Here is a 22,431-nt window from a genome sequence, read left to right on the forward strand (position 1 = left end):
TCATGACTCCTTGGTGATCACAGATCGGACGAACTGCGCGGCGACCCCCGTGGCATCCAGGTCCCATACGATCTCCGCGTAGGGCCAGTCGTCGGCATGGTCACCATGTGGCGGCCTGGTCACGCGGCGGTCCACGACGGTCGCTCCGCGGGTGTAGCCGCCGCGCAGTTCCACGGCGACCTTGAGCCTGCGCAGCTCGGCCAGTCGTCGTTCGGTGGCGACCACGGCGACGCCGGCGTCCCCGAGGAAGGCGCCACGCGTGGCGAAGCGGGCGGCCAGTTCCCGCAGGATCCGGCCGGCCAGCACCGCGCCCGGCCGGCCGGATGCGTCGAGGGCGGCGATGTCCGCGTCGGTCGCGGTCACGCGGGTGAAGACGTCGAGGCCGTACATCACGACGGGCAATCCGCTGCGCAGCACGATGTCGGCCGCCTCCGGGTCCTGCAGGATGTTGAACTCGGCGGCGGGCGTCTCGTTGCCGCCCGCCGCGGCCGAGCCGCCCATCACGTAGACGGCCGCCACCTGCCGGGCGGCCTCGGGATGGGCGCGCAGCAGCAGCGCCACGTTGGTCAGCGGTCCCGTGCACACGAGCGTGGTGCGCGGGCCGGGCCGCGCGAGGACACGGCGCATGACGTCGAGCGCCGGAGGCAGGTCCCCCGGGACGGCTGCCTCGGGGAGCCTGACGTCGCCGAGGCCCGTCGGGCCGAAGACCCACTGCGCCCCGGGGCCGCCGGAGGTGAGGGGCCGATCGCTCCCCTTGCCCACCAGGATGTCGCGGCGGTCCAGCGCGGCGAGCACCCCGGTCGTGTTGCGGGCGACCGCGTCCACGTCGACGCACCCGTTCACGCAGGTCACCGCCGACAGTTCGACGTCCGGCCGGCTCGTCAGGTAGATGAGGGCGAGCGCGTCGTCCATTCCGGTATCCATGTCTGCCAGGACACGCAATTGACCATCCACCTCTTTCGTGTCTAAAAGCATCAGCGCCTGCCGACGGCCGCGGGCGGTCTCAGCCGCCGGCCGGACACCAAGAGCGCGACCAGCACCGCCACGTACGGCACGACGAACGCCACCTGCTCGGGCAGCGTGTCGGTCACGGCGAAGGCGGTGCCGAGTGCCGCGGCGGCGAGCGCGAGAACGGCGATCCCACGCCGCCGGGTCCGCGCCGCCGCAGCCGGGGCCCGCAGCAGCATCAGCCCACAGGCCACGGCCGCGACGAGCAGCAACGCGTGGACGGCCGCGCTGCCTCCCCGAAGCTGCAGCGCGTCCATGTACCCGTACAGGAACGACCCCGCGAGCGCACCGGAGGGCCGCCAGTTGCCGAACACCATCGCGGCCAGGCCCATGTAGCCCCGGCCGCCGGTCTGCCCGTCCCGGTAGAGCCCCGCGCCGACCAGCACGAGGATCGCGCCGCCGAGACCGGCCAGCGCGCCGGAGGAGACGACGGCCCCGTAGCGCAGCGCGGTGACCCGCACACCCATGCTCGCCGCCGCGGCCGGGTTCTCGCCGCAGAAGCGCAGGCGCAGCCCGTACGAGGTGCGCCAGAGCAGCCACCACGACAGCGGGACCAGGACGAGCGTGAGCACGACGCCCGATGACAGCCCGCCGAGCCCGAACGGCAGCGGCACGTCGGGCAGCCGGGGCGCGGGCGGCGACTGGGTGGCGCCGCCGCCCGGCATGCTCGTGAACGTGATCGAGGACAGGTACTTGGCCACTCCCGGGGCGAGAAGGTTGATGGCCACGCCGGCGACGATGTGGTCCACCCCGAAGGTGACCGTCGTGACCGCGTGCAGGGCCCCGCCGAGCGCGCCGCAGGCGGCGCCGAGGACGAGGCCGGCGGCGGGTCCCCACCGCAGAGCTCCGTAGGCCGCGCCCCAGGTGCCGAGGATCATCATGCCCTCGAGGCCGATGTTGACCACGCCCGCGCGCTCGGCCCAGACGCCGCCGAGGGCGGCCAGGGCCACCGGCGAGGTCAGCGCGAGGGCCGCCGACAGGGTGCCGCCGGATATCAGCCCGATGCCCTCGGGCAGGGTCAGCACCGTGACCAGCAACCCGCCGGCCATGGCGAGCAGCGGCCAGAGCCGCCCCAGGGGAAGCGGGGAACCCGCCATGACGATCATGTCGCCGCCTTTCCGCGGGCGGGCCGCGCGACGGCCGGCGGCGCTGCCAGGCCGGGCGTCTGTTGCCGTTCGCGGCGGGCGCGCCAGCGGGCGCTCAGCTCGTACGCGATGACCACCGCCAGGACGATCAGACCTTCCATGATGCGGACGACCTCGTTACTGATGTCGAGTAGCTGGAGCACGTTGGAGGAGTTGTCGAGGAAGGAGAACAGCAGCGCGCCGAAGGCCATCCCCGCCGCGCGGTTGCGCCCGATGAGGGCGACCGCGATGCCGATGAAGCCGAGCCCGGAAGGGAAACTGAGCGAGAAGCCGCCCGCATCGCCCAGCAGGGCGGGCATGCCGGCCAGCCCGGCCGTCGCCCCGGACAGCAGCATGGTGATCACGGTGACGCGCGCCGTCGAGGTCCCGCCGAAGCGGGCCGCGTCCGGCGAGCGCCCGATGGCACGCAGGTCGAAGCCGAAGACCGTACGCTCCAGGAGGACGTAGAAGGCGATCCCGGCGGCGAGCGCGAGCAGCGACGACCAGTAGAGAGTGGCGCCGTGCGCGACAGTGGTGAATCCGGGGTCGCGCAGACTCGGGGGCAGGGGGGCCGTGCCGAGGTTGTTGCTGCCCCCGCCGCCAGCGCCCAGCCTGCCTGGCACGAGCAGGTAGGAGATGAGGCCGATCGCGATGAAGTTCAGCGCGATCGTGGAGATCACCTCGTTGACGCCCTTGATCACCTTGAGCGCCGCCGCGATGCCGGCCCAGATCGCCCCGGCGGCCATGGCCGTCAGGAGCACGACCGCGTGCCCGGCGATGGGCGGCAGCGTCAGCTCGGCCCCGACGGCCGCTGCGCACAGGGCCGCGATCCGGTACTGGCCTTCGGCGCCGATGTTGAACAGGTTGAGCCGGAAGGTGAAGGCGACGGCGACCGCTGAGATGTAGTAGGCGGCGGCGGAGTTCAGCATGATGGCGGCGCTCGAACCGCCGAGCGCGTTCGTCACCATGGCCTCGGCCGCGGCGAGCGGGGAGGCGCCGGTCGCGGCGAGGATGAGGGAGGCCGCGCCGGCGGCGAGGACGAGCGCCGCCGCCGGCGCCAGGAGGCCGGCGGCCACGCCGCGCAACGAGGTCAAAAGCCCGAGGGAGAGGCCGCGCGGATTGGACGACCGGCTCATCCCGCGACCTCTCTCGCTCCGGACATGGCCATGCCGAGCTGCTCGGCGCTGGTCCGCCGGGGATCGACCCGCGCGACGAGCCCGCCGCGCAGCATCACCAGCAGCCGGTCCGACCTGGTCAGCAGCTCGTCGAGGTCGGCCGAGACGAGCAGCACACCCGCCCCTGCCGCGACCGCGTCCTCGATCCGCCGCCAGATCTGCTGCTGGGCCGCGATGTCGACGCCCCGCGTCGGATGCGCGGCGAGCAGCACCTTCGGCCCGCCGGCGAGCTCGCGTCCGATGACGAACTTCTGCTGGTTACCGCCGGACAGCGACGCGGCGGCGACCCCGGCGTCGCGCACCCGAACGTCGTAGTCGCGCATCAGGCGCTCGGTGTCGCGGCGGGCGGCCCTGCGGGTGAGCCACCCGCGCCTGCTGTTCGGCGGCGCCGACTGCCGGCCGAGCATCCGGTTCTCCCACAGCGGAGCCTCCAGGAGCAGGGCCTGGCGGTGGCGGTCCTCGGGGACGACCGCGACGCCGGCGGCTCGCCGCCACCTGAGGTTGGTGCCCGTGACGTCCTGACCGAACAGCGTCAGCCTGCCACGGTCGGGGCGGCGTACTCCGGCGGCGCATTCGATGAGCTCGGTCTGCCCGTTCCCCTCGACCCCGGCGATACCCACGACCTCGCCCTCTCGCACGTCGAGCGAGACCGAGTCGAGGGCCTGCCTGCCGTCGGCCAGGCGCAGGGACACCTCCTCGAGGCGGAGCGCGAGCCGCCCAGCCGGGCGCGCGGGCCGTTCTGTCCTCACCAGCTCGGCACCGATCATGAGGTGGGCCAGCTCGCGAGAGGAGACCTCGTTCGCGGGAAGCGAGTCGGCCACCGTGACCCCGCGCCGGATGACGGTCACGTCGTCGGCCACCGCCAGCACCTCGTCCAGCTTGTGCGAGATGAACAGGATCGACAGCCCGCGTGTCCTGAGCCGGTCGAGGCTCGCGAACAGCCGCTCGACCTCCTGGGGCACCAGGACGGCGGTCGGCTCGTCGAGGATGAGGATCCGCGCGCCCCGGTAGAGCGACTTGACGATCTCGACCCGCTGGCGGTCGGCCACGCTCAGGGCGCCGGTCTCAGCGTGCGGGTCGACCGTCACGCCGAGGTCCGCGCAGACCTCCTCGACCCTGCGTGTCGCGGCCGGGAGGTCGAGCACGCCCGCCCGGCCAGGTTCGGCGCCAAGGACGACGTTCTCCAGCACGGACAGGTTGTCGGCCAGCATGAAGTGCTGGTGGACCATGCCGAGGCCAGCGGCGATCGCGTCGCGCGGCGAGGTGAAGCGGACCGGCTCGCCGTCCAGGTGGATCTCGCCGGAGTCCGGCCGGTGCATCCCGTAGAGGAGCTTCATCAGCGTGGACTTGCCCGCGCCGTTCTCGCCCACGACCGCGTGTACGGTGCCGGCTCGCAGCGTGAGGCTGACGTCCTCGTTCGCGACGACGCCGGGGAACTGCTTGCGCAGGTGCCGGACCCGCAGGGCCGGTGGCGCGCTCATGTTCCTGCCTTCGGGGTGGTGGGCACGGTGATCTCCTTGTTCGCGATGCCGCGGCGCAGCTCCGCCAGGCGGGGGCCGATGTCGTCGACGAATCCGCCGGAGGTGGCGTAGGCGACGCCGTCGCGCTTGAGGTCGTAGCTCTGCTCGCCGGGCTTGAACGCGTTCCGCCCCGCGTCACGGATGAACTCGAAGACGGCCGTGTCCACGCGCTTGATCATCGAGGTGAGGATGACGTCCTTGACCGCGCTCAGAGCCGGTTGGAGGTACTGGTCGGAGTCGACGCCGATGGCCCGTTCGCCGAGGTCGTGCGCGGCCTGGAAGACACCGATGCTGGATGCTCCGGCGGCGACGAAGACGACGTCCGCGCCGCGCTGGTACAGGCCCTTGGCCGCGACCTGGCCCTTGTCGGGCGAGCTGAAGCCGGAGAAGTCCGGCGCCTGGCTCAGATACTGGACCAGCACCTTCTTGTTCGGGTCGATCCGTGCCACGCCGGCCTCGTAGCCGGCCTGGAACTTCTGGATGAGAGGGGTGTTGGTGCCGCCGATGAAGCCGACCGAGTCGCTCCTGCTTTTCAGCGCGGCGGCGGCACCGACGAGGTAGGAGCCTTCGTTCTCGGCGAAGACCAGGTTGGCGATGTTGGCGCCGGTGGCCTCGGAGCTGTCGATGAGGGCGAAGCGGGTTCCGGGGAACTCTCCGGCCACCTTCTGCAGCGGCTTGGCGTAGGCGAAGCCGACGGCGATGACCGGGTCGAAGTCCTGCTGGGCCAGCAGCCGCAGCCGCTGCTCCTTGGCCTGGTCGGACTCCCCTGCGGTGGCCTCCAGCTCCTGCGCCTTGGCGATCTTCAGCTCCTTGGCCGCCCTGTCCAGGCCCTTGGCGGCGGCGTCGTTGAACGACTGGTCGCCACGCCCGCCGATGTCGTACGCGAGCCCCACCCGCAGCCCCTCGCGGGCCACCGGGGCCGGTTCCGCGCCACACCCGGTGACCATCGCGGCCACCGCGAGCAGCGGAAGAAGCCGTGCCAATGCATGACGCATGTGCGCCTCCTGATCCAACGAGAAAGGTGAGCCGGACAGGGCGCATCGCGCGCTTCCGGAGCGAAGGCCGCCGGCATGGCTGAACCATTTGGTTCACCATAGCGAGCGGTCCCCCGAAACGGAAGATGTGGCATCGAAAGGGAAGAAAGCCGACATCAGACGGGCCATCCGACCCTGGAAGCGCCGATGTCGTGATGCCCCGAGCCCGCCTCCCGGCGCAATTGACGCTACTTGACGTTAGTTGACGGAGTAAAAGTGCAGGCGGAGCGCCGGGCGGCCGCGTATTCTGACGTTTATTGACGTTCCTTGACGGCGATGGGATGCGAACACTGTGGTCGGCATAGCGCTACCTGGACTTGAGCAGTTGCCTTCCGGTCCGGCACGAGACCTGGTCGAGGCTCTGCACGAGCTCTACCAAGGTGCTGGAATGCCAGGAGTGCGGCGGATCGCCGGCGCGGTCATGGACGGCGACTTCCTCGACACGATCAGCCATGAAAAGGTCGCCGCGATGCTGCGCGGGAACGGGCTGTCGCGCTGGTCGAAGCTGGAGCCGGTGGTGCGCGTGCTCGCGGCGTGGAACAACCCCCCGCTCGACCCGGACCGGCAGACGGCCGTGTTCCAGGCGCTCTGGCGTGCCGCCGCGGCGAAAGGGCGGGAGGTCCACGTGGATGACGTGGCGGAGCGTGCACCGGCTCGCCAGGCACCTCCGGACAAGAACGACGGACGCAAGATGGAGCTGTTGAACTCGGTCGTCAACTACATGCTGGAGCAAGGGTCCGCGGCGGCGACGTTGCGTGATCTCTCACGGGCGGCGGGGTCGAACAACCGCATGATGCTGTACTACTTCGGCTCCAAGGAGGATCTGGTCCGTGAGGCCCTCGACGTAGCGTTGCTGCGGTATCCGCTGTTGAAGGATGCCGATCGCCATATCGCGCGCTTGGACATTCCGCTGAAGGCGCGGCTGGACGAGACCTGGCGCGCCCTCTGCCGCGAGGAGAATCTGCCCTACCTGCGGCTGCTCTTCGAGTCCGTGGGGCTGGCCGTACACCAGCCCGAACGCATACCGGGGCTGCTGCGGCACTTCGGCCACGACTGGGTGGACACCGCGACCGACGCCCTGATCAAGGACGGTCTGCCGGACGGCCCGGCGAGACGGCTGGCCAAAGAGATCGTGGCGCTGTGGCGTGGGCTGCAACTGGATCTGCTCACCACCGGGGACATGGAAGAGGTGACCGCCGTGCACGACATCGCGGCAGAGGCGATCGCCAACCGGGCCGAGCCCTTGCGCACACGTACATAGTCATTTTCCGACAAGAGCGCCGGAGGAGACACGTTGAACACCGTCGACGATGACGTCACGTACGTCGGACGGCCGCGCGGAGTAGGCCAAGGCGGACCAGACATCTCGGCAGCCCTCGAAATGCGGCCGTGACAGGTCGACCACCTGCAGCGTGGCGCGCTTGCCGACCTCGAGCGTCCCGAGTTCCCCGGCCAGACCCAGGGCTCGGGCGCCGTGAACGGTGGCCATGTCGATGGCCTGCTCCGCCGTGATCAGAGCGGGGTCGCCGGAGACTCCCTTGTGGAGGGTGGCGACGAGTTTGACCGCCGACCACACGTCCAGCCCGTTGCTGCTCACCGCGCCGTCCGTGCCAAGAGCCACCGTGACGCCGGCCTCGAGGAGCTCGCCCACGGGAGCGACCCCGCAGGCGAGTTTGAGATTGGACCACGGACAGTGCGCGACCGAAGTGCGCGTGGCCGCCAGCGTCTCGATGTCGCCGTCATCGAGTTCGACGGCGTGCGCGATCACGGTCTTGGGCCCTAGAAGGCCCGTTTGATCCAAGACCTGGATGGGGGTGGCGCCGTGCAGCCGGCGGACTTCCGCCACTTCCCGCTTGCTCTCGCCGGCGTGGACGTGCACCCGGCAGCCATGGCGTCGTGCGAGTCCGGCCACCTCTTCCAGCTGTTTCCTGGTCAGGGCGTACGTGCTGTGCGGCATCAGCGCCGGCGCCGCAGGGTCTCCAGCCGGGAAGCCGGCCAGCTGCTCCTCCGCGTCCCGGAGCGTCTCGGCGAAGGACCGCGGATCCGGGTTGGCGAAGTTGGCGAAGGTGGGTCCGCTGACGACACGAAGCCCGTAATCCGCCGATGCGGCCACCGTCGCCTCGCTGAACCAGTACATGTCCAGGGCCGCGGCGGTCCCCGCCAGCATGGACTCGGCCGCCGCTGACGCCGCGCCCCGGCGGACGGTGTCCGGCGTCAGGACGTTCGCCTCTTCGGTGGTGAGCCGGGAAACGAACTCCTCCAGCGCCACATCATCGGCCATCCCGCGGAACAGCGTCATCGCCAGATGGGTGTGGGCGTTGATCATCCCGGGAAGCACCGCGCAGCCGGTCGCATCGATCTCGTGGGCGGTCTGGTAGCGGAGGCACTCACGGTCATCCTCGACGGCGGTGATCCGTCCATCCTTGATCCCCAGGAAACCGTCTGGGAAGGCGGCGCGGGCCGCGTTCATGGTCAGGATGTGTCCATGGCGGACGACCAGGTCAAACTCGGGCGTGTGTTCGTTCGACATCGCTGTCCTCTCGGGGGGTGAGGGTTCCGACTATATTGAACCAAACGGTTCACCTAGTCGCGCATCCTGCCTTACAGTGGCGCCATGAGCGATCACCCCGAAGCGCCTGTCACGCCCGTCGAGGCCTTTGAACCCCCCTACTACATGGCTGTCTTCACGGCGGTGCGAACCCAGGACCAGAGCGGCTACAGCGAGACCGCCGCACGCATGGAAGACCTGGTGAAGGACGTCCCAGGGTTCCTGGGGATGGACCTGGCGCAGACTCCTGGCGGGCTGGCCATCACCGTCGGGTACTTCCGCGACGCCGACGCCCTCACGGAGTGGCGGCGCAACGCCGAGCACCGCGCGGCGCAGAAGCGCGGGCAGGCCGAGTGGTACCAGAGCTACACGCTGCATGTGGCGAAAGTGGAGCGGAGCCACGGGTTCATCCGGGCGTAGGTCCCGCAGCGCCGGCCCGACAGCTCCGTGACCAACTAAAGAGACATCCGTACGTGCCGAACGGCAGCTGTGGCGGCCTTCTCCCGCACGTCAGGGTGATGGCATGTTACTGACCAACATCGCTCCCGCGTCGGTTCACCACAACGCCTGGTTTCCCGGGCGCTTCCTCGGAGGCGGCGCCCTGGTGGTCGGGCCGCTCCTGTGGTTCGCCGGGCTGACGCTGCGTCACCTGGCGGCGAGCACCGCGGAGTTCACACCGGAGCAGCGGGCGTACTTCGCCGCGCAGCCGTTCGCCGTGCCCGAGCAACTGGCCGCTTACACCGTGAACCCGGGGCTGGCCACGGCCGGCCATGCCTGTTACACGGCGGGAGTCATCGTGCTGTGCCTGGCCATCGTCGCCCTGGCCCGGGTGGCTGCCACGCGCTCACCCTGGCCGGCCCGCCTGGGCGGCGCGATGGTGGTCGTGGGGTTGTTCTCGCGCCTGTACTGGGCGGGTGTGGACGAGACGGCCCTGCAGCTCATCGGGAAACTTGGGCTGGAGCGGACGACCGAGATCGTGATGGCTCTGTACGTGGACATTTCCTACGGGCCCTGGCGGGTGCCGGTTTCGGCGGCCTTCGGTCTCTATATCGGGACACTGATCCTCGGTCTGGCCGCCTTCCGCTCGGGCACGTTCGGCACCGGGCGGCTGGTGCTGTTCCTGTTCTCGGGATGGCTGTGGACCGGCGTGCTGAAGAGAAGTGAGCTGGTCGACGGGGTCCTGTCGGGTGCCGCCCTGTGCCTGGTGCTCGTACCACTCGGGATCAAGGTGCTGCGCGATGCCATGCCGGAGCTGCGCACGCAAGCTCAGCCTGCCGGGGACAGGGCTTCATTGCGGGTGCTCAGCTGGTGACACGCCGCTCCTTGACGGTGTCTACGCTGTGGTGGGTGAAGGGTGTGCGGGCCAGGGGCTTGTCGTGGGTGCTGCCCGCGGCCGCCTTCTGCGGGGCCTTCGTGCCGGCGGCGCTCTCCGGCGCGCAGGCGTTCGGGTACGCGGCCACGCTGGCTGGGCTGCCCGCGCACCTACCGGCCGTCGGTGGGCTGACCGCCTACGTTCCTGCCGCCGTAGTGGGGCTCCTGGCCGCGGCGGCGGCCAGGACGGCGTTCGGCCGGCCGTGGCTGTTGCTGGTGCTCGCGCTGGTGGACGCGGTGCTTCGCACGCCGGGGCTGCTGCTGGCCGTGGCCTCGTACGTCGCCGCGACCACCTTGCGGCGTCCAGCCCCGCTCGCGCTGTACGCGGTGCCGGCCAGTCTGGTCGCGGTCATCCCGCAGCCCGGCGCCGGACTGGTCTCCGCGCTCGGCGGCGCGCCCCTGTTCGTCTGGCTCCCACTGGCGCTCGGACTGTGGGCCGACGCCCGCCGGCAGGTGGTCGCGGGGCTGCGCGAGCGCGCCCAGCGGCTGGAGCGCGAGCAGTCGGCGCGAACCGAGCAGGCACGTGCACAGGAGCGCACCCGGATCGCGCGCGAGATGCACGACGTGGTGACGCACCGGGTCTCGCTCATGGTCCTGCGGGCGGGAGCGCTGGAGATCAACGCCACTGACGAAAAGACCGCGGCGGAGGCGGAGCTGATTCGCGCAACGGGCAAGGACGCGCTCACCGAGCTCAGAGCGGTGCTGGGGGTCCTTGACGAGGAGGGCGGAGATTACCACCCGCGGCCGACACTGGCCGATCTCGACTGGCTTCTGGAGCAGTCCCGCTCGGCCGGCGTGCCGGTGGAACGGCATGAGGAGGGCGATCCTGGCGCGCTGCCCGTCATGGTCCAGCACACCGCGTACCGCGTCGTCCAGGAGGCTCTGACGAACATCCACAAACACGCGGGCCGGGCCGCGACCCAGGTCGTCCTGCGGCACCGGCCCGCCGGGCTGCAGATCGAGGTACGCAACGCCGCCCCGCCGCATCCGGCCCTGGACCTACCCGGCGGCGGGTCCGGGCTGCTGGGGCTGCGCGAGCGCGTGGAACTGCTGGGGGGAGAGTTCGCGGCCGGGGCGGAACCCGACGGCGGATTCCTGGTCAGCGTCAGGCTACCGACATGATCAAAGTACTCATCGCGGACGACGAGGCGCTGGTACGCGCGGGCCTGCGCGCGATCTTGGAGGCCGCCGACGACATCGAGGTGATCGCCGAGGCCCAGAACGGGTCCGAGGCGGTGACCGAGGCCGCCCGCTACCGGCCGCACGTCGTCCTCATGGATGTGCGGATGCCCGTCATGGACGGCGTGACAGCGCTCAGGGAGATCAACCGCTCCCTCCAGCCGCCCAAGGTGGTCATGCTCACCACCTTCGACCGCGACGAGTACGTCTACAGCGCCCTGCGGGCCAGGGCGGCGGGCTTCCTGCTGAAGGACACCGCGCCCCGCGACCTGATCGCCGCCGTGCGCGCGGTGGCTCAGGGCAACGCCATGCTCTCACCGACGGTTACCAAGCGCATGCTCGATGCCTTCGCCAGGTGGGAGACCCCGGACTCGGCCGCCGCCAGGAAGCGTCTGTCCAGGCTCACCGAGCGCGAGCGCCAAGTCGCGCGAGTCGTGGCTCGAGGGCTGTCCAATACCGAGATCGCCCGCGAGCTGGACATGACCGAGACCACGGTCAAGGCGCACGTCAGCCGTTCGCTGGCCAAGCTGGGCCTGGCCAACCGGGTGCAGATCGCGCTGCTCGTCCGCGACGCAGGCGGGAACGACCCACTCTGATCATGGCTACCTCCTCCAAAGACGGTCCGCCCGCGCCCGGGTTCGACACCGTCAACTCGCCGGGCCTGCTGCGGTCCATCGACCTTGGCGGGCGGACCGTTGCGGCCGAGTCGCGTGCCGCCGCCGAACTGGCGGAGGAGGTGCGTCAAGGAGTCCATCCCGATGACGTCGCGCTCTGTCTTGAGGTCGACCGGTTTCCCCTTGCCATGGTGGCGACCTTGGAAGGGGAGCCCTCATGAGCGCCGCACCGTTGATCTTCGCAGCGCAGGCCCTGCGCGGTCTGGCGTACGGACTGGCCGCCGTCCAGTTCGCCACGCTGCTGCGGGCCGAGGGGCTGCGGGCCGCCGGGGTCGGTCTCGTGCTGGCCGCCGTGATGGCCGGGGGCGCGCTGGCCAGCATCGCCCTGGCCCGCTGGGGCGACCGGTTCGGCCGTCGCCGCTCCTACGCCGTGTTGTACCTGGCCCTGGCCCTGTGCGGGTCGCTGATCGCGGTCGGGGCTCCGGTGTGGCTGCTGAGCCTGGCCGCCCTGTCCGGTGCGCTGTCGGTCGAGGTGGTCGAGTCCGGGCCGTTCACCACCGTGGAACAGGTCATGCTGGACGGCAGCGGCGTGGCCGTGCGCGGCTTCGGCCTCTACAACGCCGTCGCCGCCATCGCCGGGGCCGCCGGTGCGCTGCTGGGCGCGCTCCCGCCCTCGCGGTCGCTGCTCGGCGGGGTGTTGCTGGCCGTGGGTGTGGCTGGTGCGCTGCTGGCCCTGCGGCTGCCCGCCTCGCTCGAGGTGGCCTCGGTGCAGGTCTCCGCGCCGGTCCGGCCCCGCCCGGTCGTGGTCCGGCTGGCGGCGCTGTTCGCCGTGGACAGCCTGGCCGGGGGTTTCGTCGTGCAGGCCTACCTGGCCTACTGGCTGGGCGTCAGCTACCGGGCCGACACGGCGAGCATCGGGCTGCTGTTCGCGGGCTGTGCCGTCCTGCAGACCGCCTCCTTCCTGCTCGCGCCGGTCATCGCGGCCAGGATCGGGCTGCTGAACACGATGGTCTTCACCCACCTGCCGAGCAACCTGCTGCTCGTCGGCGTCGCCTTCGCCCCGGGGTTCCCCGTGGCGGCGGGGCTGCTGCTGGCCCGCGCCTGCCTGTCCTCGATGGACGTGCCCACCCGCCAGGCGTACGTCATGGCCATGGTCCCGCCCACCGAACGCACCACCACGGCCGCCGTCACCAACACCGCCCGCTACCTGACGCGCCCGGCCGGTCCCGCGCTGGCCGGGCTGCTGCTGCCCCTCGGTCTGGCCTGGCCGTTCCTGATCGCCGGGACCGCCAAGAGCCTCTACGACCTGACCCTGTGGCGGATCTTCCGCCGCGTCCAGCTCCCCACCGAAGGCCCATCGTGATCCAGGCGACGCCTGTGAAGCAAGCGTTTGCCTGGACATCGGGTGCAAGATCAGATAGGGAGGAACAGCCTTCCTCCTCCCCCGATCGGAATCACCCGTGTCCACATCACCTCGATCATCACTGCCGGCTCCCGCCCCGGCCGCCGGGGCCCGGGTGTACCGTGCGGTCCGCGCGGTGACAGTGGTCGCGGTCGCGGTGCTCCTCCTCGTCGCTACCGCCAAGGACCTTCAACGGCCGCTTCGCCCACATCCCCGATGCGCACCTGCTCAAGTTCGGCCGGAGTCTGTGCGCGGTGTCCTTGCGCAAGGGCACACGGGAGATGCACACCGTCATGGAGACCCGCGGTTTCGTGGTCGACACGGAGGCGAACACCACGGCGCTCGGCTATCTGTGTCCGGCGCTCAACCGACGCCGGTCCGCTGAGGAGGAGGCGCAGCGGAAGCGGGAGCACGACGTCATCGCGACGGCCGAGCGGCGGTGCGCCGCTGTTCCCGAGCACCAGCCGCGCGTGCGCCCCTCGCTGCGGGCCAGGGCCACGTTGTGGGTGGCGTACACGGGCATGCTCAATCTCTAGGAGGACGAACCGGCCACCGTCCATCCGTCCGCTCTGGACCGGGCGACCGCCAACAAGGTGGTCGGGGCCACACCCGGTGATCTCACCATTCTCACCGCCGACACCGACAAACACATCTGCGTCGCCGTCGAGGCGTACAACAAGCGCCCGCCGGTGGAGGTCGAAGGCTGGGAGAAGGTCGTCGAGGTCGGATACCAGAGCACCACCGGAGAAATGGTGTTCACCGACGACGAGGGCGAAGTGGTGGAGGAACTACCCGATCTCGCCATCCACGGCGCCGGTCGCTACCGGGTACGGGTGCACATGCGGGGGGCGAAAGCGGCCCTGGCCGAGGACGGAGACGCCCGGCAGGCGTTCCTCGTCATCGTCTATCCCGGCGTGTCCCGGCGCACCCAGGTGCTCCTTTAGCCCACCAGCCGCACGGACCGACTCGGGTTACGGGGTCTGGAGCAGCGCGGTCGGCGGTACGGGGATCGCGGGGAAGGGGTTGTCGGGCAGGAGCAGGACCCGGCGCGGCCGGTCCGGCTGCCCGGCCGCGTCCAGGTGGAGCAGGGCCGCGCCGATGCCCGCCGCGCCCACCATGTAGCCGGTGTCCGCGCTCACCTCGCCGGGCCGCAACCGCCGGTACGCCTGGTACCAGCGGTAGCCGCGTCCCTCGTGGTCGGTGGCGCGGGCGACCAGGTCCGCGGCGAGGGTACGGGCGAACTCCAGGCAGGAGGCCCTCCCGGTGACCGCCCACAGCCCGACGAACAGCTCCACCAGTCCGGCCGTGCCGCAACACTGGCAGGCCACGTTCCAGTAGCCGTTCGTCCTTCGCGGCGGGGCGGCGCTGTCGACCACGCCGTGCGCCAGCCGCTCCAGCCAGTCCAGGTCGCCGGGGTCGCCTGTCACCCGGTACAGCTCGTAGAACATCCTGGCCACCCCGGCCGCGCCCGAGCAGAAGCCGGCGTAGTGCAGTTCGCGCGCCTGCGGCACGTGATGCGGGACCATCGCCCATCGGTCGCCGACCACGCTGACCTCGCGGACGAAGCCGGCCCCGCTGCGCGCGGCACCCAGGAAGCGCTCGTCGCCGGTCACTCCGTACAAGCGGGCGAGGAGGAACACCGTACCGGCGGTGCCGGCCAGGAATCCGGGCGTGATCGCGTCCGGCGGCGCGCCGTCGACGTCGCCGAGCCGGCGGCCGGGCACGGGCAATCGGGCGATGCGCAGGCCCGCCTCCACCGCCGCCGCCTCGTAGGCGGGCATCCCCAGCTGGGTGGCGGCTCTCAGCAGGCCCAGGATGATGCCGCCGTCGCCGCGCTGCGTCGGGTCGTGCGTCCAGCCGAAGCCGTCCGCGCCGGTGCGTCCTCTGCTGACGATCAACTCGGCGATGGCCGCCGCCTCCGCGGTGAGCCGGTCGTCGCCGAGCACCCACCCGGCCTCCATCAGCGCGATCATCGTGCCGGTCAGCCCGTGGTACAGCGACAGATCGTCGTCGCGCCGCCAGGTGGCCGCGAGCCACTCGGCCCCGCCCCGCGCGTCCTCCAGGTACGCCTCCTGCCCGGTGGCGCCGGCCAGCTCCAGGAAGAACAGCACGACTCCGGCCGCACCCGAGTACAGGGACCGAGGCTGCGATCCGACCGCCGATCTGCCGTGCGGGTCGGGGTTGGCCACCCAGTGGCGGCCGTGCTCGCCATCGATCCCGGCGGATCTGATCCAGCGCGCCGTCGAGACGGCGGCGGTCAGCGGAGAGGCGGCCCGCGCGCTCTTCGGGCGGATCTCGTCCAAGCTCATGGCCGGGACTATGGCACATCCCGTATCCGATTTCATGCCTTTCCTATTAATTTGATAGGGATTTTGCTGGACGAGGCGCGGGTGCCACCTGGCTGATCGGCTCGGCCGAGGACGCGGCCGACACGCCCGCCCTAAAACCGTCAAGGCCTACTTGTTTAGTAGGTTTTCATGTGGTGTCCTGGAACGTAGCCGAAGGAGTAATGCAGATGCCGCTGCCCTCGCAACCGTTGCGCAAGCTGGGTTTCCTGACGATCGGGCTGTTCGACGAGGCCGATCCCGGCCGCGGCCACGAGTCGACGCTCGGTGTCATCGAGCTGGGTGAGCGGCTGGGGTTCGACAGCGCGTGGGTGCGGCACCGCCATCTGCAGTACGGCATCTCCTCCCCGGTCGCCGTTCTGGCGGCGGCCTCGCAGCGGACCAGCCGCATCGAGCTGGGCACCGCGGTCATCCCCGTGGGCTGGGAGAATCCACTGCGGCTGGCCGAGGACCTGGCGACGGTGGACGTCCTGTCCGCAGGCCGGCTCAATCCGGGCGTCAGCGTCGGCCCGCCGATGCACTACGACCAGGTCAAGGACGCGCTCTATCCCAGCACCGGCGACCTCGAGGACTTCGGCTACGAACGCGTGCGACGGCTGCTGAGCTTCGTACGCGGCGAGCCGGCCACCGACTTCAGCGGGGTCGAGGGCTTCGAGGTCTTCTCCCATCGGGTCCAACCCCACTCCCCCGGCCTCGGCAGCCGGATGTGGTACGGCGGCGGCAGCCTGCGCTCGGCCCGGTGGGCGGGCGAGCACGCCATGAACTTCCTGACCAGCAGCGTGGTGAAGGCGGAGACGTCTGAGCAGTTCGCCGAGATCCAGCTCTCCCACGTACGGGAGTTCCGCGCGCACCACCCCGACGGCGAGCGCGCCCGTGTCTCCCAGGGACTCGTGGTCATCCCCACCGACTCCGCCTCGTCCGAGCAGCGTGCCAGGTACAAGGAGTACGCCGAGAAGCGCACGCCCAGGACCGCCGCGCCCCAGGGGCCGGCGCGGATGATGTTCGCGCCCGATCTCGTCGGCGACTCCGCCGAGATCGCCGAACGGCTCTACGCCCATGCCGCCTTCCAGGAGGTCGACGAGGTGGCGTTCGCGCTGCCGTTCACGTTCGAGCATGAGGACTACGTGCAGATCCTCACCGACATCGCCACCCGCCTCGGCCCTGAGCTGGGCTGGCGGCCCCGGCCCTAGAAGGCGGGTGTCACCTTCCCCGAGTCCCGAGGAGCGAGACGATCATCGCGCACACCCCCAGCAGCAGAGGTTGCTCATGCCGCGGCGTGCAGCCAGGATCCGGCGACCTGGGCCAGCACGGTGCGGGCCAGCGCGTCGGCCTGCCGCAGCAGTTCCCCCGGACCGCCGGGGCGGTCGAAACCGGGGGCGCCGCCGACGGTCCAGGAGCCGAGGGCGAACCGGCGGTCGTGCGCGGCGCCGGTCCGGGTCACCAGCCTGCGGTCCGGGAGGCGCACGTCCAGCAGGCCGCCCGTCTCCCGGCACTCGCCCGTGGCGTACAGCCCGGCGATCAGGGGGTCGGAGCCGCGGCGCACGCCGGCCACGGGCCGCCGGGCCTCGACGAGGGTTCGCGCCGCCGTGAAGCCTGGAACGGTCGAGCTGGTCGCGCGCCACGTTCCGGACTCTTCATCCTGGTGGATGCGCAGGTCGGCGCCCAGGAACGTGACGACGCCCGCGCGGGCGAGCGCGCGTAGTTCGGCCTGGCGGGCGAGCGACGGGCCATCGGCGAGCAGGCCGACCAGCCCCTGGAGCCAGGGGTCGTCCGCCAGGGTGGTTCGCGCGGACAGCAGCCAGTGGATCACCGCCAGGTCGGCGCTGAAGGCCGGGTCGGCGCTCCGCTCCAGGTCGGCCGCGAGATAGCCGTGCATCCACCGCTGCAGACCGGCGAGGTCGCCGAAGCGCATGCCGTGCAGCGGGCGTTCCAGCCGGTCGAGGCGCAGGCGGTCGGCGAAGCGCGGCACGGACCTGGTGACCAGGGCGCGCATCTCCTTGCCACCCCACTCGGCCGCCTCGAAACTGCTCTCGAACGCGGTCCACGTCGTCCGGGTACGGTCTGGATGCCGGGTGAACAGCTCGTGATAGTACGCGTACGCCAGCCTCTTGGCCGCGTCCCGCCCACCGCCGGCCGCGTCCTGCCCGCTACTGGTCGCGAACCGGTCCACGCCAGGAGGCGGGCCCGCGAGGCGGTAGGCGGGCCGCGCGTGGTGCGGCACGCCGCGTCGCGAACCCACGTACAGCAGCGGCTCCGCCCCGCTCGGCAGGTAGACCGGCTCGCCCCGCTCTCCCTCGGTGAACCGTCCGCCGCGTCCGACGGTGAGCAGCGCCACCAGGTCGGCGAACGCCCGTCCCGTGCCGCGCGCCAGCACCCGCTGACCGGCCGGGACGACGTCCAGATCGAGGTCGGCGGCGTGCCCGGCGGGCAGGTAGGCCAGCCCGTGCCTGGCCGCGAAGGCGATCTCCGCCGCGTCCGCCGTCGTGTGCGGCGCCTCGGGCTGCCCGTGCGCCAGCACCACCGCGTCGGCCTCCAGCGACCCGCCGGTGGACAGCGCCACCTGTTGCCTGCCCGCCGACTCGGTGAGACCGACCGCCCTGGCCTTGTGCACGCGTACCCGGACGCCGCCGGGCGCGAGGCGTACCGTGCGCTCGAACGCGGCCGCCAGATACTCGCCCACCTGCGACCGCGAGGCAGAGCGCCCGAACCCGCCGCCGAGCCGGTCCGCCAGCGAGGGGCCCGCGCCAACGGGGAAGACGGTGAGCTCCTCGGTCGCCGAGTCGGCTTTCAGCGCGTCGGGCTGCCCGATCCGCCAGAACCGGCCCGCACCCGGCGGGTACGGATCCACGATGTGCAGGTCCAGCCCGCCTCCCCGGCCGATTCGCGCGGCGTTGGCGCAGATCCGCTCCATCAGGCACGTTCCGGTCGGCCCCGCGCCGACCACCACGACCGCGCTCATGCGCGTCCTCCCCGCATATGTCGCTTCCCGCCGCCACTCCGGCCGTCGGACGCCGGAAAGAGCGCGCACCGGGGCCCGGCCCCGGATCGATCATGAAGCTACCACATAATCTTTATTACCTACTGGATATACATGAAATTAGCTCCCTGGTGAAGGACAGCGAGCGTGCCACGGTTGCGCCGGAGCTGACCGCGAGGACGTCAGCCGACGGCTGCCGAGTCTCGCCGGGTGCGGACCACCGTTCCGCTGACCGGCTGTGGGTTGCGGATCAGGTTGAGTATCGGGCACACCCGCTCCACCTCGGCATGCAGCCTGGCCAGCTCCTCATCCGTGGCAGGCGAGTCGATCAGCACCTCGTAGCGGAAGTTGTGCGGGTAGACCGGAATGCCGCTGTCGCCCGGCTGCTGGGCTCGAGGATCGTAGTCGGCGTGTACGTCCACCTCGAGCGCGTCGATCGGCACCGCCAGTTCGGCCGCCTTGATGAGGAAGATGTGGGTGACGCAGCTGCCGAGCACACCGGTCTGGAGCTCGGGCGAGGTGGGGCCGAGGTCGTAGCCGGCGAAGTCGGGGCCGCTGTCGCTGATGATCTGGAAGTCCCGGATCCTGACGCGCCGGATTCCGCTACGGCCCTCGGCGGTGACGTGGGCGTGCAGCGGGACCGGCCCGGCGGCGGGCGCCTCCCGGCGGGCCAGCAGGGCCGTGCGCTTGTGCGACAGGTACTCGCGTAGGGTGCTCATGGTCTTCTCTTCCTGGTCAGCGCAGGGTCACGGGGCCGAGTGGGGTGTCGATCACGGCGCGCAGCGCCGCTTCGGGTCCTTGGGAGATGTCGAGCCGGACGCCGAGGGCGGCCAGGTCGCGCCGCAGCGCGTCCGGGGCCGGGTGCACGGCGGAGAAGGAGGTCAGGCTCACCAGGGGCAGGTCGGAGTCCGCGGGGTGGCGGGTGGTGCCCCAGTCGATGAGGAACGGCACCGGCCTGACCGCCGCCGGGTCCGCGCGCCGGGTGAGCCGCCATTCCAGCAGCTCGCCTGCCGGGGTGTGCCTGGACAGGGGTTGAATGTCGCCGGGGTCGTAGCCCTGCTCGCGGGCCTGCCGCACCGCCTTGTCGAGGTCGCCCGGATGTACAGCCCAGGCGGCGAGCCGCGGCTCGGTGAGGGTTTCCAGGCCGAAGGCCCGCGGCCGTACGGACGCCTCAGGATCGGGCCCGATGATCTCCAGGTAGGAGAAGGGACCGAAGCGGACGAGGTGATTGGCGGTGCCGCCAGGATGGCGGCCGCCGGGCACCGGGCGGACTCCGGTCCGCTCGGCGAACTCGGCGACTCCCGCGGCGAGGTCGGGCACCGCGTAAACGAGGTGGTCGAGCTGTGGTTCTGTCACTGGTCAGCCTTCGGAGTCGATGTCAAAGCCAGTATAACCTACCTAAATAGTAGAGAATTCTGTCTGGAAATCAGCGTGAAGAAAACCTGCCGAGCGGCGAACACTGAGCGACAGTTGCCTTCGGAAGGACGCCATGACTGCACCACCTGACGCCGGCGATGTGATGGAAGACGTCACCGTGGTCGAGCAGTCGTTGGACGACCCCGAGCTCTTCGCCCTCCTGTACGACCGGTACTTCAAGGAGGTCTACCGCTATCTGGCCGCCCGGCTCGGCAGCGAGCAGGTCGAGGACCTGGTCGCGGACGCCTTCCTGCTCGCGTTCAACGGCAGGCACGGCTTCGACCCGCAGCTGGGCACCGTGCGGTCGTGGTTATTCGGCATCGCCACGAATGTGGTGGCCCGGCACCGCCGCAGGGAGGGCCGCCGCCTGAACGCGCTCAGCAAGATCGCGGCCGAGGACATGGCCGACGGGCACGAGGACCGGGTGACCTCGCAGCTCGCGGCGCGGGCCAGCCGGCCGGAGCTCGTACGGGGGCTGAAGGGCCTGGCGAAGGGCGATCGCGACGTGGTGTTCCTGCTGGTGTTCGGCGGGCTGGGTTACGAGGAGATCGCCACCGCCCTGGATATACCGGTGGGGACCGTCGGGTCCCGGATCAACAGGGCACGCAAGAAGCTGCGCAAGACACTGGGCGACGTCAACCCGATCGGGGAATGGTGATGGACGAGCTGAAGCTGATCGAGGCCGTGTTCGCGGAGCCCGAGCCCACGCCGGAGGCGGCGGCGAAGGGGCGTGAGCGCCTCCTGCGCACCGCACGGGCATCACGGTTTCGCCGTCCGCGCCGCAGGTGGCCGTCCGTGCCGCCGGTCCGGCGCGTCGCCCTGGTCGGCGCCATGGCGGTGATGCTCACGGGCGCCATCATCGCCACCCAGGTGGGCCTGGGTGGCTCCGACCCGCGTACCCCCGGCTCTCTGATCGCGGCCCCGCCGGCCGACGCCCAGGCGCTGCTCACTCTCGCCGCGCGGGCCGCCACCGGCCGGCCCGGCACAGTGCCGTCCCTCGGCCAGTACGTCCACACCAAGATGCTGGCCCAGCACAGCCTGTACACCAAGGACAAGTCGGGCGCGATGCAGTACACCAAGGTGCTGGTCAGCGAGGAGCGCTGGGAGGCCGCCGATGTGGGCAAGCCCTGGCTGAGCCGCAGCCAGAACCTGTCGGCCACGGGACCGGCGCCCCGCGCGTACTGGGACCGCGGCGTCGTGGACATCGTGTCCGAGCCGGGAGCCTGTCCCGGCCAGCCGGCGTACGCGCGGCTGGGCGCCTGGCCGACGGATCCCGCCCAGGTACGCGCGAAGATCGTGGCCGAGGCGGGCGAGAAGCCGCTGCGCATCTGGCGCTCCCTGCAGAACCTGGTCCGCGAGTCCGTCATACGGCCCAGCCTGAGCGCCGCGCTGTACCAGGTCGCCGCTGGGCTGGAGGGCATCGTGCTCGTCCACGACGCCGTGGACGCCGGCGGCCGCCCCGGCCTGGCCGTCGCCATGGACGAGGGCAACGGCACCCGGTCCGAGCTGATCTTCGATCGGACGACCTACCGCTACCTGGGCGAGCGCACGGTGAACACCAGGGACCGCAAGGTGAAAGCGTCCCCCGGCAACGAGTACACCGAGAAGAAGGGCACGGTGACCGGCACCGCCGTGCTCGCCGTCGATCTGGCCCGCGGCTTGCCCGAGGTGTCGCCCAAGGCGTCCCGCATGAAGATCCCCTGCTGAGACTTTCCCCCTGATCCGGCCTTTCCGGCCGTGAGTTCTGTTTCGCATGCCCTCAGATCGATCCGGCATGCCCTCAAGGAAGAAGGAGCACATCCATGTTCATCGCCAAGGCGGTCGCGGCCACCCTGCTCGCCGGCTCGTTCGGCGGCCTCACCTCGCCGCCGTCGGGGGACGCCGCCGCGTACGAGAAGCAGACGCAACTGGAGGCCAAGCGCGTCGCCTGCATGATGGAGCGGGGCCTGGAGTACGTGGCCTCGCCGGATCCTCACTACACCTGGCAGCCCGGGGAGAAGGAGCGGCTCGCGGGTGACCTGGAGGCGCTGCGGGCCTACCGGGCCAAGTACGGCTTCGGCGTCTGGTCCCCGAACGTCTTTCCGAAGGACAAGGTCGTCAACCCCGTCCAGCACGAGAGCCCGAACAACAAGATGCTGATGTCGCTGTCGGCCGACCGGCTGAAGAAGTGGCGCACCGCCGACGAGGCCTGCTTCTCCCAGGCGGTCAAGCAGGTGCTGGGCAAGACCGTCACCTCCCAGGAGGACTACCACGACCAGCTCCAAGCGGCGGTGCGGAAGTCGTTGAGCGTCCTCGACCAGGACAAGCAGCTCGTCCAGCTGGGCAAGCAGTTCGCCGCGTGCCTGGGCGTCAGCCGGACCGAGCCGACCGCGCTGGACGGGCTGAGCCACACGAAGATCGTGCGGCAGGCTTCGGACGTCGCCAAGAAGGCGTGGAAGGGCGAACTGCCCAAGGGCAACATCGAGACCGCCATCTTCCTGCCGAACCTGAAGCCCGCCGAGGCCAGGCCGTACCTGGACAAGGAGATCAAGGCGGCGCTGAAGGACCTGGAGTGCGGTAAGGCCTTCTACCCCGCCTACTCCCCCAAGGCCATGGAGATCACGTCGCGGGTCTACCAGGAGTTCGGCCGGGAGGGCGCGGCCCAGGCGGTCCCGTCGCGGATCTACCACAAGCTCGTCTGACGGAGCGCTCCCGGGGTGCCGCTCGTGGCACCCCGGG

Annotated in this window: 23 protein-coding genes; 13 read left to right on the forward strand and 10 right to left on the reverse strand. The window is 70.9% G+C overall.

The features are described 5' to 3' along the window. The 5 genes from KME78_RS20180 to KME78_RS20200 are packed head-to-tail and all read right to left on the reverse strand — an operon-like array spanning nucleotide 1 to nucleotide 5,822. Nucleotides 1-924: a nucleoside hydrolase gene (locus KME78_RS20180; protein ID WP_219530637.1), complete on the reverse strand. Its 924-nt coding sequence runs from the start codon at nucleotides 922-924 to the stop codon at nucleotides 1-3. Between the two features lie 50 nt (nucleotides 925-974). After that, nucleotides 975-2,114 (reverse strand): ABC transporter permease, encoded by a 1,140-nt coding sequence (locus tag KME78_RS20185; protein WP_246651464.1) that lies wholly within the window; start codon nucleotides 2,112-2,114, stop codon nucleotides 975-977. Then, on the reverse strand, nucleotides 2,111-3,268 hold the full coding sequence (locus KME78_RS20190) for an ABC transporter permease (RefSeq protein WP_219530638.1): 1,158 nt from the start codon (nucleotides 3,266-3,268) through the stop codon (nucleotides 2,111-2,113). The genes KME78_RS20185 and KME78_RS20190 overlap by 4 nt, the downstream gene beginning before the upstream one ends. Then, nucleotides 3,265-4,788, reverse strand: coding sequence for an ABC transporter ATP-binding protein (locus tag KME78_RS20195; RefSeq protein WP_219530639.1), 1,524 nt, complete (start codon nucleotides 4,786-4,788; stop codon nucleotides 3,265-3,267). The genes KME78_RS20190 and KME78_RS20195 overlap by 4 nt, the downstream gene beginning before the upstream one ends. Beyond that, nucleotides 4,785-5,822 (reverse strand): BMP family lipoprotein, encoded by a 1,038-nt coding sequence (locus KME78_RS20200; RefSeq protein WP_219530640.1) that lies wholly within the window; start codon nucleotides 5,820-5,822, stop codon nucleotides 4,785-4,787. The genes KME78_RS20195 and KME78_RS20200 overlap by 4 nt, the downstream gene beginning before the upstream one ends. A 427-nt stretch (nucleotides 5,823-6,249) precedes the next feature. Here KME78_RS20200 and KME78_RS20205 point away from each other — a divergent pair, with 427 nt between their 5' ends. After that, nucleotides 6,250-7,122, forward strand: a complete 873-nt coding sequence (locus KME78_RS20205) for a TetR/AcrR family transcriptional regulator (protein ID WP_219530641.1) — start codon at nucleotides 6,250-6,252, stop codon at nucleotides 7,120-7,122. Here KME78_RS20205 and KME78_RS20210 read toward each other — a convergent pair whose 3' ends face one another. Beyond that, nucleotides 7,123-8,391: an amidohydrolase family protein gene (locus KME78_RS20210; protein ID WP_219530642.1), complete on the reverse strand. Its 1,269-nt coding sequence runs from the start codon at nucleotides 8,389-8,391 to the stop codon at nucleotides 7,123-7,125. It abuts the gene before it with no gap. 84 nt (nucleotides 8,392-8,475) lie between these two features. Between KME78_RS20210 and KME78_RS20215 the strand changes: the two genes are divergently transcribed. From KME78_RS20215 to KME78_RS20250, 8 genes are all read left to right on the forward strand, one after another. Then, on the forward strand, nucleotides 8,476-8,829 hold the full coding sequence (locus tag KME78_RS20215; protein ID WP_219530643.1) for an antibiotic biosynthesis monooxygenase family protein: 354 nt from the start codon (nucleotides 8,476-8,478) through the stop codon (nucleotides 8,827-8,829). 103 nt (nucleotides 8,830-8,932) lie between these two features. Continuing rightward, the gene (locus KME78_RS20220) at nucleotides 8,933-9,721 is read left to right on the forward strand and encodes a hypothetical protein (protein ID WP_219530644.1); all 789 of its coding nucleotides are present in this window, start codon (nucleotides 8,933-8,935) and stop codon (nucleotides 9,719-9,721) included. 35 nt (nucleotides 9,722-9,756) lie between these two features. Beyond that, the gene (locus KME78_RS20225) at nucleotides 9,757-10,902 is read left to right on the forward strand and encodes a sensor histidine kinase (protein ID WP_308127044.1); all 1,146 of its coding nucleotides are present in this window, start codon (nucleotides 9,757-9,759) and stop codon (nucleotides 10,900-10,902) included. Further along, a complete protein-coding gene (locus KME78_RS20230) occupies nucleotides 10,899-11,555 on the forward strand; it encodes a response regulator (RefSeq protein WP_219530645.1) in 657 nt (218 codons plus the stop codon). Before KME78_RS20225 ends, KME78_RS20230 begins: the two co-directional genes overlap by 4 nt. Nucleotides 11,556-11,557: 2 nt before the next feature. Next, nucleotides 11,558-11,794 carry a hypothetical protein gene (locus KME78_RS20235; protein ID WP_219530646.1) on the forward strand — a complete coding sequence of 79 codons (237 nt, stop codon included), beginning with the start codon at nucleotides 11,558-11,560 and terminating at the stop codon, nucleotides 11,792-11,794. Then, on the forward strand, nucleotides 11,791-12,936 hold the full coding sequence (locus KME78_RS20240) for an MFS transporter (RefSeq protein WP_219530647.1): 1,146 nt from the start codon (nucleotides 11,791-11,793) through the stop codon (nucleotides 12,934-12,936). Before KME78_RS20235 ends, KME78_RS20240 begins: the two co-directional genes overlap by 4 nt. A 293-nt stretch (nucleotides 12,937-13,229) precedes the next feature. Further along, nucleotides 13,230-13,511 carry a hypothetical protein gene (locus KME78_RS20245; protein ID WP_219530648.1) on the forward strand — a complete coding sequence of 94 codons (282 nt, stop codon included), beginning with the start codon at nucleotides 13,230-13,232 and terminating at the stop codon, nucleotides 13,509-13,511. Between the two features lie 57 nt (nucleotides 13,512-13,568). Next, nucleotides 13,569-13,919: a hypothetical protein gene (locus KME78_RS20250; RefSeq protein ID WP_219530649.1), complete on the forward strand. Its 351-nt coding sequence runs from the start codon at nucleotides 13,569-13,571 to the stop codon at nucleotides 13,917-13,919. A gap of 27 nt (nucleotides 13,920-13,946) precedes the next feature. On the opposite strand, the gene KME78_RS20255 is transcribed toward KME78_RS20250, so the two are convergent. Further along, nucleotides 13,947-15,284 (reverse strand): lanthionine synthetase LanC family protein, encoded by a 1,338-nt coding sequence (locus tag KME78_RS20255; RefSeq protein ID WP_219530650.1) that lies wholly within the window; start codon nucleotides 15,282-15,284, stop codon nucleotides 13,947-13,949. A gap of 206 nt (nucleotides 15,285-15,490) precedes the next feature. On the opposite strand from KME78_RS20255, the gene KME78_RS20260 reads away from it, so the two are divergent. Beyond that, complete coding sequence (locus tag KME78_RS20260) at nucleotides 15,491-16,510, forward strand: LLM class flavin-dependent oxidoreductase (RefSeq protein WP_219530651.1); 1,020 nt, start codon at nucleotides 15,491-15,493, stop codon at nucleotides 16,508-16,510. 74 nt (nucleotides 16,511-16,584) lie between these two features. Here KME78_RS20260 and KME78_RS20265 read toward each other — a convergent pair whose 3' ends face one another. From KME78_RS20265 to KME78_RS20275, 3 genes are all read right to left on the reverse strand, one after another. Then, nucleotides 16,585-18,279 carry an FAD/NAD(P)-binding protein gene (locus tag KME78_RS20265; RefSeq protein ID WP_219530652.1) on the reverse strand — a complete coding sequence of 565 codons (1,695 nt, stop codon included), beginning with the start codon at nucleotides 18,277-18,279 and terminating at the stop codon, nucleotides 16,585-16,587. A 200-nt stretch (nucleotides 18,280-18,479) separates the two neighbouring features. Further along, the gene (locus KME78_RS20270) at nucleotides 18,480-19,016 is read right to left on the reverse strand and encodes an OsmC family protein (protein ID WP_219530653.1); all 537 of its coding nucleotides are present in this window, start codon (nucleotides 19,014-19,016) and stop codon (nucleotides 18,480-18,482) included. A gap of 16 nt (nucleotides 19,017-19,032) precedes the next feature. After that, nucleotides 19,033-19,653: a VOC family protein gene (locus tag KME78_RS20275; RefSeq protein ID WP_219530654.1), complete on the reverse strand. Its 621-nt coding sequence runs from the start codon at nucleotides 19,651-19,653 to the stop codon at nucleotides 19,033-19,035. A 133-nt stretch (nucleotides 19,654-19,786) separates the two neighbouring features. On the opposite strand from KME78_RS20275, the gene KME78_RS20280 reads away from it, so the two are divergent. The 3 genes from KME78_RS20280 to KME78_RS20290 all read left to right on the forward strand — a co-directional run bounded on the left by KME78_RS20280 (nucleotide 19,787) and on the right by KME78_RS20290 (nucleotide 22,394). Then, nucleotides 19,787-20,371 carry an RNA polymerase sigma factor gene (locus tag KME78_RS20280; RefSeq protein WP_246651465.1) on the forward strand — a complete coding sequence of 195 codons (585 nt, stop codon included), beginning with the start codon at nucleotides 19,787-19,789 and terminating at the stop codon, nucleotides 20,369-20,371. Next, nucleotides 20,371-21,420 (forward strand): CU044_5270 family protein, encoded by a 1,050-nt coding sequence (locus tag KME78_RS20285; RefSeq protein WP_219530655.1) that lies wholly within the window; start codon nucleotides 20,371-20,373, stop codon nucleotides 21,418-21,420. The genes KME78_RS20280 and KME78_RS20285 overlap by 1 nt, the downstream gene beginning before the upstream one ends. Nucleotides 21,421-21,515: 95 nt before the next feature. Beyond that, the gene (locus KME78_RS20290) at nucleotides 21,516-22,394 is read left to right on the forward strand and encodes a hypothetical protein (protein WP_219530656.1); all 879 of its coding nucleotides are present in this window, start codon (nucleotides 21,516-21,518) and stop codon (nucleotides 22,392-22,394) included. Nucleotides 22,395-22,431: the final 37 nt, after the last annotated feature.

The organism is Nonomuraea guangzhouensis (genome assembly GCF_019396345.1).
GTDB lineage: Bacteria > Actinomycetota > Actinomycetes > Streptosporangiales > Streptosporangiaceae > Nonomuraea > Nonomuraea guangzhouensis.